This window comes from Rhodococcus sp. JS3073 (assembly GCF_026810085.1).
GTDB classification, from domain to species: Bacteria; Actinomycetota; Actinomycetes; order Mycobacteriales; family Mycobacteriaceae; genus Rhodococcus_F; species Rhodococcus_F wratislaviensis.
Genome location: NZ_CP113951.1, coordinates 2,927,257 through 2,944,303 on the forward strand (window position 1 = coordinate 2,927,257; position 17,047 = coordinate 2,944,303).

Below are 17,047 nucleotides of genomic sequence, written 5' to 3' on the forward strand. Positions count from 1 at the left end.
GCACCCGACCCAGCCGCCGTCCGCCTTCCGAAAAGATAGTGAAGCCTATCCTTATTTCCAGCACAGTACCAAGTACTTCCGGCCCTCGCGGCGGCGAACTCCGCCCCGGAACTGCGATCTAGATCACTCTTGATCATCGGGATCCTTTCGCCCATGCGGTGACCAGCGACGACAACTCCGACGCCCAGCCACGAACCTTCTCGGCGTCCAGCACATCCGAGGAGAACGAGAAATACGCGTGGACGGGCCCGTCACCGATCGGCTCGTAGAAGCTCAGCGTCAGGTCCGAATCCGGAACACCCACCGGCACCGGCATCACGCCGCCCAGCGCGTCGAGATGACCGAGCCTGGCCTGCTCGTGATGAACGAGCATGATCTGCGGACGGAGCACCGGCGTCTCACCGACCGCCTCCACGACGTCGGCGAACGCCACGTCCTGGTTGTCCAGCGCGTCGAGATTCGCGGTGCGGATACGCCGCAGCAACTCCACGGGATCGGGATCACCGCTCGTATCCGTTCGCAACAGAACGATATTGAAGAAGCAGCCGACCAGCGCGTCCAGCGCCTCCTCCGTGCGTCCCGCGACGAGTGACCCCAGCGGAATGTCCGTGCCGGCGCCGTGCCGTGTCAGCACGGTGGCGAGTGCGGCCTGCAACACCATGAACAGGCTGGTGCCCGTGTCGCTCGCGAACTTCTCGACCGCACCGTGGAGATCTGCGTCGATCTCGACCGGGACGATCTCCGCCGTCCGCGGTCCGCGAACCGCCGGGGCGGGCAGTGCGAGCCGGGACGGCATGCCGTCCAGCGTCTCCCGCCAGTAGTCGAGCTGACGCGACCGACGGCTGTCCGGGTCCTCTGGATCGCCGACGAGTGCCTGCGACCACACGACGTAGTCGGCGTATCCGACGGGCAGCGGTTCCCACGCGGGTTCCTCGCCGTGCGACCGGGCGGCGTATGCGCCCATCAGATCGCCGAGCAACGGCACCACGGACCACTCGTCGACGGCGATGTAGTGCATCGCGAGAAGCAACGCCTGGGTGCCGTCGGCACCGGTCACGAGATGCACGCGCAGCGGTGCGTGCTCGGTGAGATCGACGGGTTCCTGCGCCAATTTGAAGACCGTGCGGTGCACGTCTCCGTCCCCGACGTCGACGAGTTCGAGGGCGGGCCGCACCGCTTCCTGCGCGACGACGGTGTCCCCGACCTCCACATACACGGTCCGCAGCGGCTCGTGCCGGGACGTGACGTCGTCGAGGGCCTGCGCCAGGATCTCGGGGTCGACGGTGTCGCGAAGCTGCAGCGACAGTGCGTGACTGGCTCGCGACTCGGCGCCTGCCGCCCGGAACTGCTTCCAGAACCGGCGTTGCGGCCCGGACAGCGGCAGCGCCTCCGGCCTCGGGTCCGCCGCCGTCAGCACCGGCCTGCCCGTGGACGAGGCCCCCGCGACGATCGCGGCGAGTTCGGCCACCGTGGAATTGTCGAACACGTCCCGGATGCCGATGTCGACGGCGAACCGCCCACGGATCCGTCCCACCAACCGCATCGACGCCATGGAGTTGCCACCCAGGTCGAAGAAGTTGTCGTGGATGCCCACCGACGGCAGGTGCAGGATGTCGGCGAACACGGCCGCGATCTCCTTCTGCTCCGGCGTCTGCGGCGTGCCGTCCCCGGTCAGGGCCGACCAGTCCGGCAGCGGAAGCGCCTTGCGGTCGAGTTTGCCGTTGGGTGTCAACGGGAGATCGCCGTCCAGCACGACCACGAGAGTCGGCACCATGTAGTCGGGCAACCGCGTGGCGGCGTGATCCCGCACCGCCTGCGGATCGATCCGCCCGGCTCCGTGACCGTCGGCCGGTGTCACATAGCCCACCAGCCGGACGATGTCGCCGGTCCGGTCCGCGACGACCGCCGACTGTTTCACCGCCGGATGGCTTCCGAGTGCCGCGATGATCTCGCCGAGTTCGATGCGGAATCCACGGATCTTCACCTGGTCGTCGACGCGTCCGAGGAAGTCGATGTTGCCGTCGGCCCGCCAGCGCGCCCGGTCGCCGGTCCGGTACATCCGGGTGCCCGCTTCGCCGAAGGGGCTGGGCACGAACCGGGCCGACGTGAGGTCGGGCCGGCCGAGGTATCCGCGGGCCAGTCCGCGTCCCGCGATGTACAACTCGCCCGCCACGCCCGGCGGCACCGGTTGCAGGCGGTCGTCGAGGACGTACGCCTGCTCGTTCGGATCGGGGATACCGATCGGCACAGCCGAGTTCCATCCGGGTTGTGCCTGCCACAACGTGTTGTTGACGGTGGCCTCGGTGAGACCGTACGCGGCCAGCAGGTTGAGGCGTTCCGCCCAGCGTCCGATCAGTTCCGGCGGCACGGTCTCGGTGCCCACCAGCACGGTGCATCCCTCCGGGACGTCGCATCCCGACGGCAGCGCCGCCAGCAGGGACGGCGGAATGATCGCGTGCGTGACGTCGTGTGCGGCCATGAAATCGGTGAGTTCCGGTCCGGCGACGCGGGACTCGTCGGGCACGATGACCAGGCGGGAGCCCGTGCACAGTGCCATCGACAACTCGAAGACCGCGACGTCGAATCCGATCGACGCGAACTGCATCACCACCGAACCCGGCACGAGCTTCATCCGCTGTTCGGCGGTGGCGACGAGGCTGGGTATCCCGTCGTGAGTGAGGATCGCGCCCTTGGGTTTTCCGGTGGATCCCGACGTGTAGATGACGTACGCGGCGTGGTCCAGGCCCTGCGGGGGCTGCGGCACCTGCAGGGCGGGCCCGGTCTCGAGTTCCGTGACGACGGACTCGTCGTCGAGGAGAACGCGAGCGAGACCGTCGACGTCCGCGATGCGCGGGCTCTCCCCCACCGTGGTCACCAGCACCCGCGCGGCGGAGTCGGCGAGCATGTAGGAGATGCGGTCGGACGGGTGGGTCAGGTCGAGCGGAAGGTACGCCGCCCCGAGCTTCAGCACCCCGAGCACGGTCGCGACCATCTGCGCCGATCTCGGGACAGCCAGTCCCACAACGTCTTCGACGGAGACCCCGCGGCGATGCAGCAAGGCCGCGATCCGGTCGGCGCGAACACTCAGTTCTGCGTACGTCACCACACCGTCGGCGTCGACGACGGCCACGGCGTCGGGGGTCGCCGCCACGTGCCGCGCGAACGCCTCGGAGAACGTCTCCTCCGCCACCGGCTGTGACGTGTCGTTGAAACCGCACACCACCAGTTCGCGTTCCTCGCCGAGGAACACGTCGAGGTCGCCGACCGCGCGACCCGAGTCGGACGCCAGAGCATCGAGCACCACGACCTGCCTGCGCGCGATATCTTCCGCGGTGGCGCGGTCGAACAGGTCCAAACCGTATTCGAGACGCAGTTCCACGCGGTCGTCGTCGAGGTACTCGGTGAAGTTGAACACCAGGTCGAACTTGGCCGTGCGTTCCTCGAACGCCACCGGGGTGAGGGCCGACCCGGGCGCGAGCGCCGAATCGGACGTCCGGCTGTGGTAGCCGACCATCACCTGGAACAGGGGGTTCCGGGCCAGGGTGCGGGCCGGATTCACCTTCTCCACGACGGTTTCGAACGGGACGTCCGCATGGGAGAAGGCCGCCAGGTCGGTGTCGCGGACCCGTGCCAGCAACTGGTCGAACGTGGGGTTGCCCGACACGTCCGTCCGCAGCACCACGGTGTTGACGAAGAATCCGACCAGGTCGTCGAGACCCTGTTCGCTGCGGCCGGCGACCGGCGCTCCGATCGGCAGGTCGTCGCCCGCACCGAGGCGGTGCAGCAACGCCGCCGACGCCGCGTGCAGCACCATGAACATGCTGGTGCCCGACGTCCGGGCGAGCGAACGCAAGGCCCGTGTCGTCGCGGCGTCGAGCGTCGTCTCGATCGCGCCGCCTGCGAAGCTCGGCCGCGCCGGACGGGTGCGATCGGTGGGGAGCACCAACTCCTCCGGCGCACCGTCGAGAGTCTTCGCCCAGTAGTCGAGTTGGCGGCTGACGAGGCTGGACTGGTCCTGCGGGTCACCCAGGACGTCGCGCTGCCACAGCGTGTAGTCGGCGTATTGCACGTCGAGCGGCTCCCACGCCGGCGCCGAGCCCTGCGCGCGAGCGGCGTACGCCGTCATCAGGTCCCGCAGGAACGGGCGGTCCGACCATTCGTCGGTGGCGATGTGGTGCAGCACGATGGCCAGCACCTGCTGGTCCGCGACCCGGATGAGGCTCGCGCGCACCGGGATCTCCGTGGTCAGGTCGAACGGGCGGCCGACGGTCTCGGTGACGAGCCGCACCAGATCCGCCTCGGTGCCGTCCATCACCGCGACGTCGGGGCGAGCGTCGTCCAGGATCACCTGCACCGGTTCGCCGTCGTGCTCCCCGAACACGGTTCGCAGCGATTCGTGCCGCGACACGACGTCGGTCAGCGCCTCCTCGAACAACCCGGGGTCGAGTGCACCGTGCAGGCGCAGGACGATCGGGAAGTTGTAGGCAGCCGACGAACCCTCCATCTGCTGCAGCAGCCACAGCCGTTGCTGCGCAGCGGAGAGCGGCAGATGCTCGGGCCGCGGCCGGGCCACCAGCACCGGGCGTGTCGAACCGGTGTCGTCGCCGATCCGGGCGGCGAGTTCGGCGACCGTCGGCGCCTCGAACAGGTCGCGCATGGTGAGGTCGGTGTCGAGCGCCGCCCGTGCCCGGCTGATCAGCCTGGTGGCCAGCAGCGAGTGCCCGCCGAGGTCGAAGAAGTCGTCGTCGACGCCGGGGGCGGGGACGCCGAGGATCTCGCCGAACAACGCGGACAGCACCCGTTCGGTGTCGGTGCGGGGTTCGGTCCGCGCGCCGCCACTGCGCCCGAGCGCGTCGTCCGCCGACGGCAGCGCCTTGACGTCGAGTTTGCCGTTGACCGTCATCGGCAGGTTGTCGACCTCGATGACCGCGGCGGGCACCATGTAGTCCGGCAACGTTGCGCGCAGCGCCCGTGAGTACTTGTTAACGTCCCGCGGTTGACAAGTACTCACGGGTACGGCGTAGCCGACGAGCCGCTTGAAACCACCCGGGCCCGAATCGACGACGACGGCCGCCTGGCGCACGTCGTCCAGAGCTTCGAGCGCGGACGCGATTTCGCCCAATTCCACCCGGTGACCACGGATCTTCACCTGATCGTCCGTGCGGCCGAGGAAGTCGAGGTTACCGTCTCCGCGGCGGCGCACGAGATCGCCCGTCCGATACATACGTACGGCTTCCTGGAACGGGTCGGCGACGAACCGCTCCGCCGTCAGCGCGAACCGGTCGAGGTAGCCGCGTGCCAACCCGACCCCGGAGATGTACAGCTCGCCGGGAACGCCGTCCGGAACGGGACGCAACCAGGGGTCCAGCACATACGCGGACGTGTTCCAGATCGGGGTGCCGACGGTGGGTGTCGCGCTGTCGGCGGTGCCGGCGCCGAGGGTGTTGATCGTGTATTCGGTGGGACCGTACAGGTTGTACCCGCACGTTCCGTCCGTGTCGCGCAACCGGTTCCACACCGAATCGGACACTGCCTCGCCGCCGAGGAGCACCAGCGGCGGCCGGTGCCGCCCCGGACCGTCGTCGAGCAGACCCTCCTCGATCAGGTGCTGCGCGTACGTCGGCGTCACGTTCACGACGTCGATCGCATGCGTGTCGCAGTAGGCCACGAGCGCCTCGGCGTCACGCCGCAGGTTCTCGTCGCAGATGTGGACCTCGTGGCCTTCGACCAGCCACAGCAGTTCCTCCCACGACATGTCGAAGGCGAACGACACGGTGTGCGCGATGCGCAGTCGCCGACCTCCCGCCGCGGTCACGACGGGTTCGAAGATCGCCTCGCGATGGTTGAACTGCATGTTGGTCAGGCCGCGGTACGGGGTGACGACGCCCTTCGGCTTGCCCGTGGACCCGGACGTGTAGATGACGTACGCCGGATGGTTTAGGCGCCCGGGCATTCCGGGCGCGAATCCGCCGAGTTCGGCCCCCGACAACGGTCCGGACGCGACCGCGCCGAAGTCCAGGGTGTCGACGGCCAGCGTGTCGACCGCCGCTGCGGCGAGCGTTCCGGCGACGTCCGACGTGGTGACCAGGACCGTCGGACTTGCGTCGTCGAGCATCGCGACCAGACGCTCGGCGGGGTGGTCCAGCTCGAGCGGCAGATATGCGGATCCGGTGCGCAGCACGGCGAACAGCGCGACCACCATCTCCACCGACCGCGGCAGTGCGAGTGCGACGATCCGCTCCGGGCCCGCGCCATGGCCGAGCAGGAGCCGGGCCATCCGGTTCACGTCGGCGTCGAGTTCGGCGTAGCTCACGGTGCGGTCCCCGAACACCAGGGCCGTCTCTTCGGGGCGGCCGCGGGCCGCGTCGGCGAACAGGTCCGCGATGGTCGCGTCGGGCAGGACCTTCGGCTCGACCGGCACGGGCGTTGCGGCACCGGCGATTGCGCCGACCACACCCGACAGGTCGGTGGACCATTCCTCGAGCACGGTCAGGTACCGGGACAGCATGCGTTCGACCCGCGACTCCGAGATCTTGTCGGGGTGGAACTCGAACTTCACCTTCACGCTCGCGCCCGGCGTCACGACGACCGTGACCGGGTAGTGCGTGTGATCGATGCTGTCGCCGCCGCTGATGTCGTGCGCCGCATCGAGCGCCGACACCTGCTTCTCGTCGACGAAGTTCTGCAGCACGTACAGCACGTCGAACAGCTGCCTGTGCTCGGATACCCGCTGGATGGAGGCGAGCCCGAGGTAGTCGTACGGGGTCAGCGCCAACCGCTCCGACTGGATTCGCCGGAGCAGGTCGGTGACGGTCTCGTCGGCGCGCAGCGTCGTCCGGACGGGGACGGTGTTGAGGAACATTCCCGCCACCGCGTCGATGCCCGGGACCTCCGGTGGGCGTCCGGCCACGGTGGTGCCGAACACGAGGTCCCGGCGTCCGGTCTCGATTCCGAGGACGACGGCCAGCGCGGCGTTCAGCACCGCGTTGAACGTGACACCGGCACCGCGTGCGCCGGCCCGGAGCCGTTCGCTCAGTTCCTCGGACAGCACGGCGTCCCGGCGCTGCGGAGGCTGCGGCTCCCCCGAAACCGTCGCTGCGAGCAGCGTGGGCTCGTCGAGCCCGCCGAGCGCGTCGGTCCACGCAGATTGCGCGGCGTCCGCGTCCCGGGTGGCCAGCCACTGCAGGTAGTCCTCGAAAGATCCTTCCGGGGCGGCGAATCCGGAGTCGTCGCCACCCGATTCGTAGAGGGCGAGCAGCTGGCTGACGACGAGGCCGTTGGACCATCCGTCCCACAGCAGGAACTGCCGGTTGATCACCAGTCGGTCGTGGGCGTCGTCGAGCCGCAACACCATTGCCCGCCACAGCGGCGGGGAGGTGAGGTCGAACGGTGTCAGCCGGTCCTGCGCGGTCAGCTGTTCGGCGTAGGACGCGCGTTCGGGCTCGTCGAGTTCCCGGAGGTCGAACTCGGCGATGGGCACGTCCAGCCCGGCGCCGAAGAACTGCACCGGCGCGGGCAGGCCTGCGCTGACGAATCCCGCTCGCAGCGTGGGGTTGCGTCGCTGCAGGGTGCGCAGCGCGGCGGCGAGCCTGTCGGTGTCGAGGCGGTGCGCGAAGTCGAGTGAGAACTGCGCCGTGTAGATGTCGGCGCCGGAGTCGAACCCGGCCTGGAAGTACAGACCCTCCTGCAGCGGCGACAGCGGCAGCACCGCGTCCACCCCACTCGGGCTCGCCTCGACGATCCGGTCAATCTCCTCCTGTGTCAGCGTGACGAGGGGAAGGTCGGACGGCGTGAGCATCGCCGGTCCGTCGTGTTCTCCTGCGGCGTCGGCCAGCTCACGAAGTGCGGCCACCCAGCCGTCGCTCAACGCGAGGACGTCGGCCTCGCTCAGGTCGGCCTCCGACCAGGCGAAGACTGCCTGCAGTTCGGTGCCCCGCTCGGACTCCTCGCACAGGGCGTTGATCACCAGCCGGTAGGGGCCACCGAGATCGGCATCGGGATCGGTTGCCAGCGAGTCGGATTCGACCGCGGGCGTCCAGGCCCCGGGCACCGCGTGCGGCATGCGGCCCAGGTAGTTGAACAGCACCTGCGATTCCGCCCGGGCCGCGAGAAGACCCGCGGTGCGCGCGTTGACGTACCGCAGCATGCCGTAGCCGATGCCGCCGTCGCGGGCGCCGCGCAGCTGCTCCTTGACGTCCTTGAGCGTCTCGAGCGCGCCCGTGCGGCTGCGCAACCGGACGGGGGTGACGTTGGTGATCCAGCCGACGGTACGGGACAGGTCCACGCCCTCGGCGAGTTCTTCGCGGCCGTGCCGCTCGAGGTCCACCAGCAGGTCGTTCTCGCGGCCACGGCCCGCGAGCCATCGGTCGGCCGACAGTCGCAGCGCCGCGAGCAGCACATCGGTGACGTCGGCGCCGGCCACGGCGGGAACGCGGGTCAGCAGCGCCGTCGTGAGTTGCGGGTCCAGCAGTACCGTCCGCCGTGCGCCGCTGCTCACCACCGCGTGCCCGTCGGTGCCGGGCACCAGATCGGCACCGGGTTCGGTGACGCGCACCCAGTGGTCGAGTTCGGCGAGCCGGGCGGGGTCCTGCGCCTGCTCGGTGACGATGCGGGCAAACCCGCGCAGCGACGTGGGCACCGGGTCGAGCGCCGCGTCCTGGCCGCTGTCGGCCGCCACCCACGCCATGGCCAGATCCTCGATCAGCGTCCGCCACGACACCCCGTCGATCACCAGATGGTGCGCGACGAGGAGGAGCCTGCCCAGCTCCTGCGGGCCGGCGTCGAACCACACCGCCGACAGCATGGTGCCGTCGTCGGGGTCGAGCCGGTCGGTCGCGGCGTCGGATTCTGCTGCCACCGTCTCGCGGAGTGTCACGGCGTCGAGTCCGGTGACGTCGACACGACGCAGTTCCAGGTCTGCGGATTCGGTGATCTCGAGCGACCACACGCCCTGGGCGTGCCGGGTCAGCTTCTGCCGCAGGCCGTCGTGGTGACCGATCACCGAGTGCAGGGCGGCCGTCAGGACGGTGGCGCTGGTGCCCGCCGGTGTGTGGAGCAGAACGGCCTGGTTGAAACGGTTCTTACCGCCACTCCATTCGGACAGCCGATGGACCACCGGTAGGGGCGACAGGTTGCCGGTGCCCGACTCCTCCACGCGCGCGGCCGGCGCGACGACGGTGGCCGCGACAAGCCGGGCGAGCGCGGCCGGCGTCCGCTGTTCGAAGATCTGCCGCGGGGTGACGGTGATTCCCTCCCGGCGAGCGAGATTGACCAGGCGGATGGCGAGGATGCTGTCGCCGCCGAGCGCGAAGAAGTCGTCGTCCACCCCGACGGCCCCGAGACCGAGGACCTCGGCGTAGTGGCCGGCCAGGACCGCTGCCGGTCCGCTGTCCACGGCCGGCGCGGACGTCGCCTGCCCCGAACTCATGTGCGCGGAGAAGTCCGGCGCGGGAAGAGCTTTGCGGTCCAGCTTCCCGCTGGGGCCGAGCGGGAACTCGGTCACGGTCACGAACGCGACGGGCACCATGAACTCCGGCAGGGCCGCAGTCAGGCGCGCGCGGACGTCGTCGACATCGGCGTCCCCGACGATGTACCCGACCAGCTGTTGCTGACCGGGCCGGTCCGAGCGCACGACGGCGGCAGCCTGCCGCACTCCGGGGCAGGCGGCCATCTGGGCTTCGATCTCGCCCAGTTCGATGCGGAAGCCGCGCAACTTCACCTGATCGTCGATCCGGCCGAGGTATTCGACCGCTCCGTCTGCGTCGACCCGGGCGACGTCACCGGTGCGGTACATGCGGGACCCGGTGCGGGAGAACGGATCGGCGACGAAGCGCTCGGCGCTCAACCCGGGCCTGCCCAGGTAGCCGCGGGCAAGCTGTGGTCCCGACAGGTACAGCTCACCGGCAGCGCCCGCGGGCACCGGCTGCAGGTACCGATCGAGCACGTAGAGGCCGGTGTTGGACGTCGGCAGGCCGATCGGCACGGACGGCGCGGACGCGTCGATTCCCTGAACGGATGCGGCGTAGCTGACGTCGACCGACGCCTCGGTGGGGCCGTAGAGGTTGTCGAGTTCCACTCCCGGCAGGATGTCGGCGACGCGCCGGGCGGAGGCCACGGGAAGCGCCTCACCGCTGCACGAGATGATCCGGAGCCCGGTGCACCGGGCGGCGGCGGGCTCGGCGAGGAACACCTCGAGCATCGAGGGCACGAAATGCACACGCGTGATCGACTGCCGGATGATGACTTCGGCGAGGTACGCCGGGTCCTTGTGGCCGTCCGGCCGCGCCAGCACGAGGGTCGCCCCGGCGAGCAGCGGCCCGAAGAATTCCAGCACCGACACGTCGAAGCTGGACGGCGTCTTCTGGAAAATGTTGTCCGAAGGGGTGATCGGCCGGAACCGCTGCACCCACAGCAGACGGTTGACGATGCCGCCGTGCGGCACGACGACACCCTTGGGCCGTCCCGTCGAACCCGACGTGTAGATCACGTAGGCGGGGTGCTGCGGCGCGAGCGCGACACCGGTCAGCGGCTCGGGCGAGAACCGGTCGGCGTCCGACACCCGGACCTGCGGAACGCCGGACCCGGAGAACGGCACGGTGCCGTCGGTGAGAACGCAGACCGGTTCCGCGTCCTCCAGCATGTACGCCAGCCGGTCTGCGGGGTAACCGGTGTCGAGCGGAACGTAGGCGCCGCCCGCCTTCCCGACCGCGAGGAGCGCCACCATCAGGTCCAGCGAACGGGGCAGTGCCACCGCCACCTTCGACTCGGGTGCCACCCCACGGTCGACGAGCAGCCGGGCCAGGCGGTTAGCGCGCGCGTGCAGCTCCGCGTAGGTGAGGTGCTCGTCCTCGAACACGACGGCCACCGCGTCGGGTGTCCGCTCCGCCTGCTCCTCGAGCAGTGCCGTCACCGTCGTCTCGGGGAACTCCACCTCGACGTCGCGCAGCGCCGCGTCGATCGGCTCACGCGACGTCAGCGCGACGGAAGACACGTTCTGGTCGACGTCCCGCGTCAGCTCCGCGAGATACGCCACCGTCGACTCCGCGAACCGGGTCGCGGTCGCCGCATCGATGCGGGCGGCGTCGTACTTCAGCTCGAGTGTCAGCGCGTCACCGGGCACGACGATCAGCGTCATCGGGTACGGCGGGTGCTCGTCGAACCGGATACCGGTCACCTGCACCGCACCGGTGGGATCCGCCACCGCGCCGTCGCCGAGCGGATAGTTCTCGAACACGACGAGCGTCTCGAACAGGTTCTGCAGTCCCGCTTCCCGGCGCACCTCGGGCAGGCCGAGGTACTGGTGGTCGAGCAGCGTCGCCTGCTCGTGCTGCCACCGGGCGAGGGCCTCGGCCACCGTGTCGGTGGGCCGGAACCGCAGCCGGGTGGGCACGGTGTTGATGAACAGGCCCACCATGGTCTCGATACCGGGCAGGTCACCGCCGCGGCCCGACACCGTCGAACCGAACACCACGTCCTCCCGGCCGGTGAGCCGGCCGAGGACCAGACCCCACGTGCCGTGCACGAGTGTGCTGAGCGTCAATCCGCGGGCCCGGCCCACCGCGGAGAGCGCGACGGTGTCGTTCGACGGCAGTGTCACCCGGACACTGCGGATCCCGGACTCCCCCTTCGACGAGGGCTTCGGCAGTTCCACCGGCTCGGGGGCGTCGGCGAGCGCCTCCCGCCACACGGCGAGCGACGCCTGACGGTCGCGGGCTCCCAGCCACTCGAGGTAGCTCCGGTACGGGGTGGGCGTCGGCAGTGCCAGCGGCTGCCCCTCGACGCTGTAGAGGGCCATCAATTCCCGCAACATCACCGGCACCGACCACCCGTCGGCGACGATGTGGTGAATCGACTGAAGCAGAAGGAACTTCCGGCTCTCCAGCCGGGTGAGCGTGTAGCGGAGCAGGGGTCCGCGGCCGAAGTCGAAACCCCGGGCCCGGTCCGCCGCCAGCACCTGTTCGACGCGTTGCTCCGGATCCGCGACGCCGGTGAGGTCGAGCACCTCCATGGGCACCTGGACGTTGTCGCCGACCACCTGCACGACCCGGCCGTCCGATACCGCCCGCACTCCGACGCGGAGGGCCGCGTGCCGGTCGACGACCGCCTGCAGCCCGCGGTGCAACGCGGCAGCGTCGACGGGACCGGTCAGTTCGATCACCTGCTGCACCACGTACGGGTCCGTGCCGGTGTCCTCGAACGCCGACTGGAAGTAGATGCCCTCCTGCAGCGGTGTCAACGGCAGCACGTCGACCGCACCCGCCAGCGCGTCCACATCCGGCTGCGTCAACGACACCAGCGGGAAGTCCGAAGGCGTGTGACCGCCGAGACGGTCGACTCCGGCCAGCACCCGCAGCACCGCGGTCCACTCGTCGGCGAGCGCCACGACGGCGTCACGATCGAGCACACCGGGCGCCCACGTCAACGTCGTACGCAGGACGGGGCCGTCGGCGCCGTCCTCCGCGATCACGTCGAACGCCAGCGCGTGCCCGAGCGGCATCCGCGGGTCGTCGGCACCGCCCATGGCGCGGGGCAGCCAGTCGACGCCCTCCGCGGACGTCACCCGCCCGAGGTAGTTGAACAGCACCTGCGGGGTCGGCGTGTGCGCGAGTGCCGGCTGCGGGACACCGAGGTAACGCAACGCGCCGTAGCCGAACCCGGAACCCGGGATGCGGCGCAACTGGTCCTTCACCGCCTTCAGCGCGTCGGCGAGCCCCGTCTCGCCGACCGCCGCACCGGGGTCGAGCACCACCGGGTAGACGGTGGTGAACCAGCCGACGGTCCGGGAGAGGTCGAGGGCGGGCCCGTCGCTGCGGCGCACGAGGTCTTCCTCGCGTCCGTGCCCCTCGAGGTCGAGGAGCACGGGGCCCGGCCCTCCGTCGCGCCACCTCTGCAGCGCCACCGCGACACCGGTGAGGAGCGCGTCGTTGACGTGGCCGTGGAACGCTGCGGGCACGGTGGAGAGCAGCGGCCGGGTGAACTCCGGAGGCAGTGTCACCGTGAGGGTTTCGGCGTCACCGGCGAGGTCGAGGGCCGGATCGAGCGCGCGCGAGCCGAGGAGCGGGTCTTCCGTGGTCGCCGCGTCCGCCCAGAAGGACAGTTCGTGGTCGAAGGCACCCGACCGCGTCTGCTCGTCGAGCAGCTCGGACCAGCGGCGCAGCGACGTCCCGACCGGAGCGAGTTCGGGGACGCCCCCGGCCGCCACGGCGGTGCCCGCGCGGGCGAGGTCTTCGAGGATGATCCGCCACGACACCCCGTCGACCACCAAGTGGTGGCCGATCAGCAGCAACTGGCCGGGCCCCGCGGCTGCGGAGAAGAGGACGGCCTGCACCATCGTGCCCGCATCCGGGTCGAGCCTTCCGACGGCCGCCCGCGTCTCGATGTCGAGTTGCTGGGCGCTGCCGTCGAATTCGACCACCCGCAGGATTCCGTCGACCGCCGCCGGGGACGGCTCCGGCACGGACAGCGTCCAGCGGTCACCGCGGACGAGCGTCGCGCGCAGGGCGTCGTGCCGCTCGAGTACCGTGGCCAGGGCCGCCTTCGCGGCATGCCCGTCGAGAGCGGCCGGAGTCTGCACGAGCACCGACTGGTGGAAGGCGGCGATCTCGCCGCCCCGCTCCGCGGTGCGGGCGAGGATCGGGGTGCTGCGGACGTCACCGACGGCGACGTCGTCGGAGTCCACGGCGGACGCGGTCCGGCCGTCCTGGACCCGGGCGAGGGCCTCGGCGGTGCGGAGCTGGAAGATCTCCCGCGGACTGATCGAAAGACCTTCCCGCCGGGCGTGGTTGACCAGTTGGATCGCGACGATGCTGTCGCCGCCCAACGCGAAGAAGTCGTCGGTGACCCCCACCGCATCCACCCCGAGGACACCCGCCATCAGCGCACACAGGGTTTCCTCGGCAGCGGTACGGGGCGCGACGTTCTCACCGGCCGCGCCGAGGTCCGGCTCGGGCAGCGCACGCCGATCCAATTTTCCGTTGGGGGTGAGCGGGAACCGATCGAGGACGACGAACGCCGACGGCACCATGTACTCCGGCAGCTTCGACGACGCCCACACCCGCAGCTCGGCGACGTCCGGCACCGAATCCTGCTTCGCCACCACGTAGGCCGCGAGATACTGTGCACCCGACGGTGTCTCCCGCACGACGACGGCACTGTGCCGGACGGCGGGATGCGACACGATGCCCGCCTCGACGTCCTCGAGTTCGAGTCGCATGCCCCGGATCTTCACCTGATTGTCGGCGCGGCCGAGGAAGTCGAGGGAACCGTCCGCCGCCCACCGGGCGAGGTCACCGGTTCGGTACAACCGGGAGCCGTCGTTCGCGAACGGGTTGGCGACGAAGCGGGACGCCGTCAGCCCCGGGGCGTCCACGTATCCGCGGCCGAGGAGGAATCCGCCGGCGTACAGCTCACCGCCCGTGCCGAGCGGCACCGGGTTCAGGTGTTCATCCAGCACGTACAGCTGCGTGTTGGGGTTCGGGCGACCGATCGACGTCGCGATCCGCGCGGCGTCCTCCCGGTAGATCACGTGCGACACACCGATCGTCGCCTCCGCCGGGCCGTAGCCGTGATACAGCGCGATGGCGAGCTGCGATCGGAACCTCTCGAACAGACGCGGCGTGAGGACCTCGCCGCCGCACCACACGTGCTTCAGCGCCGCCAGCCGATCCGTGCCCCGCGCCAGGTCGAGCAGCACGTCCAGCATCGACGACACGAGGTAGACGAACGTCACCGACTCGCCCGCGATCAGGTCCAGCAGATACTGCGGGTCCCGCTCCCCGCCGGGCTCGGCCACCACCAGCCGGCCACCCGCGACCAGCGGCAGCAGAATCTCGTTCACGGAGATGTCGAACGACAGCGGGGCCTTGAACAGCGACGCGTCCGCGGGCCCGAAGCCCAGGATCTCGTCACGCTGCCACAACAGCCGCGCGCAGACGGCCTCGTGACGGATCATGGCGCCCTTGGGCCTGCCCGTCGAACCCGACGTGAAGATGACATACGCCAGCCGCGAACCCTGCACGGTCACCGCGGGCGGCTCGGTGGGCTGCTCGGCATACGCCCACGCCGCGAGGTCGACCGGCACGGCCCGCTCCCCCGCGTCGGCGACTCCGCCGGGACCGGTGAGAACGAGCGCGGCCCCGGCGCCGGCGAGGACCGACATCCGGCGGTCCTCCGGCCACGACGGGTCGAGGGGCACGAACGCCCCACCCGAGCACATGACGGCGAGCAGTCCGATCACCATCTCCGCGGAACGCGGGAGACCGACCGCCACAACTGTTTCCGCCTCCACCCCGCGGGCGCGCAGGTGATGGGACAGCTGCGCCACGCGTTCCCCGAGTTCCCGGTAGGTGAGCCGGGTGTCGCCGGCGATCAGGGCCTCGACATCCGGTGTCCGCGACACCTGAGCGTGGAACAGCTCGGGAACCGTCACCGATTCCTGCGGGGACGCGGTGTCGTTGAACTCCACCAGCAACTGCGCGCGCTCGGCCTCCGTCATCGGATCGAGCGACGCGATGGGCTGCGACGGGTCGGCGACGAACTGCCCGACGAAGTGTTCGAGCCTGCGGCGATGCTCCTCGAGCTCGGCGCCGAGACCGGCCGGCGCCCGGAGATCGATCTGGATGGGCTCCGCATCCTGCCCACCGCGGATGGAGAAATCGAGGTCGCGGACCGGTCCGGTGGCCGAACCCCGCACCCACGCCGGGAAACCGCCGAACGTCAGCGAGTGCTCGAACATCATGGAATTGATTCCGGGACCGAAGATCTGACGGTCCGGATCGATCGATCGCAGGTCGCGGGCGAGGTCCTCGCCGCGGTAGCGGCCGTGCCGCAGCACCGAGATCAGCGTCGTGTCGATGCGGGTGGCGAGCTCACCCACGGTCATCTCGGGATCCACCTGCACCCGGAGCGGCAGGATCGTCGAGCACATTCCGGGGATGCGGCGCAGTTCGCGTCCGACCCGGGCCGTCATCGGCAGCGACAACGTGAGGTCGCGGCGGCCGGTGAACCGGTGGATATACGCCACGACCGCGGCGAGCGGCAGCCGGGTGCGCCTGATCCCGGCGTCGGAGGCGAAGGTGTAGATCGCGTCGGCGTCGTCGCCGTCGATCTCGACGAGGGCGGAGATCGGCGACCCGGAGTGGTCGACGACCTGCGGGAGCAGCCGAGGCGGCTCCGGCGCGTCGATCACCTGCTGGATCCAGAAGTCGCGGTCGGACTCGAAGCGCGTCGACGCACGGTAGTCGCGGTCGGACGCCACGATCGTGTCGAGGGGCCACGGCGCCGTCGACGTCTCGAGTTCCGAGTGCTCGTATCGATCGACGACATCGGCCACCAGCAGGGTGATGCCGTATCCGTCGATGATGCTGTGGTGGTAGCGCTGGTACCAGATCACCGACTCGTCGCCGGTACGCAGCAGGGCGTGCCGGAACAGCGGTTCGTCGCCCTCGATGTCGACGACGATCTCCATGTCGCGGTCCATCCACGCGCGCGCACTCGCTTCGGGATCCTCGTCGCCGCGCAGGTCCACGACAGCGAGGGTCCACTCGCCCGCGGCCGTCGGCACCTGCAGCAGTTCGTTGTCGGCGCCTCGCTCGAAACGCACATGCAGGGCTTCGGCCCGTTCGACGGTCTTACGAATCGCGGTGGCGGTACGGTCCAGGTCGATCCGGCCCGCGACCTCGACGACGAGCGAGAGGTTGTAGACCGGGCTGCCCGGATTCAACTGCTGTCCGACCCACACCTCGGACTGCGCGGCCGTCACCGGCAACGCGACAGGCGTCGAACCGACGCGAGCAGGGGAAGAAATGCCCTCAGCCGAAGAGCGCTGTGGGCGAGCAGCCGCCGAGTGGTCCGGAGACATGGGGTGATCCGATCGTCCGTCGAGAGCGCCCGTCCAACGACGGGCACCCGAAGGAGTTTAGGTTAGGCTACCCACCAGCAACAAGCCGGTTGCCAGCAAATTCACAGGTGCCGGATATCACAGCCGTAATTCGAGTTCAATCTCCACGATCGCGTGTCCCCCGCACCGCCGACGGCATTCACCGCACCA

At 70.0% G+C, this 17,047-nt stretch carries 1 protein-coding gene; it reads right to left on the reverse strand.

Annotated features, from left to right (window positions below):
* Positions 1-133: 133 nt before the first annotated feature.
* The gene (locus OYT95_RS13175; RefSeq protein ID WP_268791653.1) at positions 134-16,858 is read right to left on the reverse strand and encodes a non-ribosomal peptide synthetase; all 16,725 of its coding nucleotides are present in this window, start codon (positions 16,856-16,858) and stop codon (positions 134-136) included.
* Positions 16,859-17,047 lie beyond the last annotated feature (189 nt).

Excerpts from the sequence above, each read along its gene's own strand:
- OYT95_RS13175 (WP_268791653.1), bottom strand. The coding sequence starts at position 16,858 with ATGTCTCCGGACCACTCGGCGGCTGCTCGCCCACAGCGCTCTTCGGCT.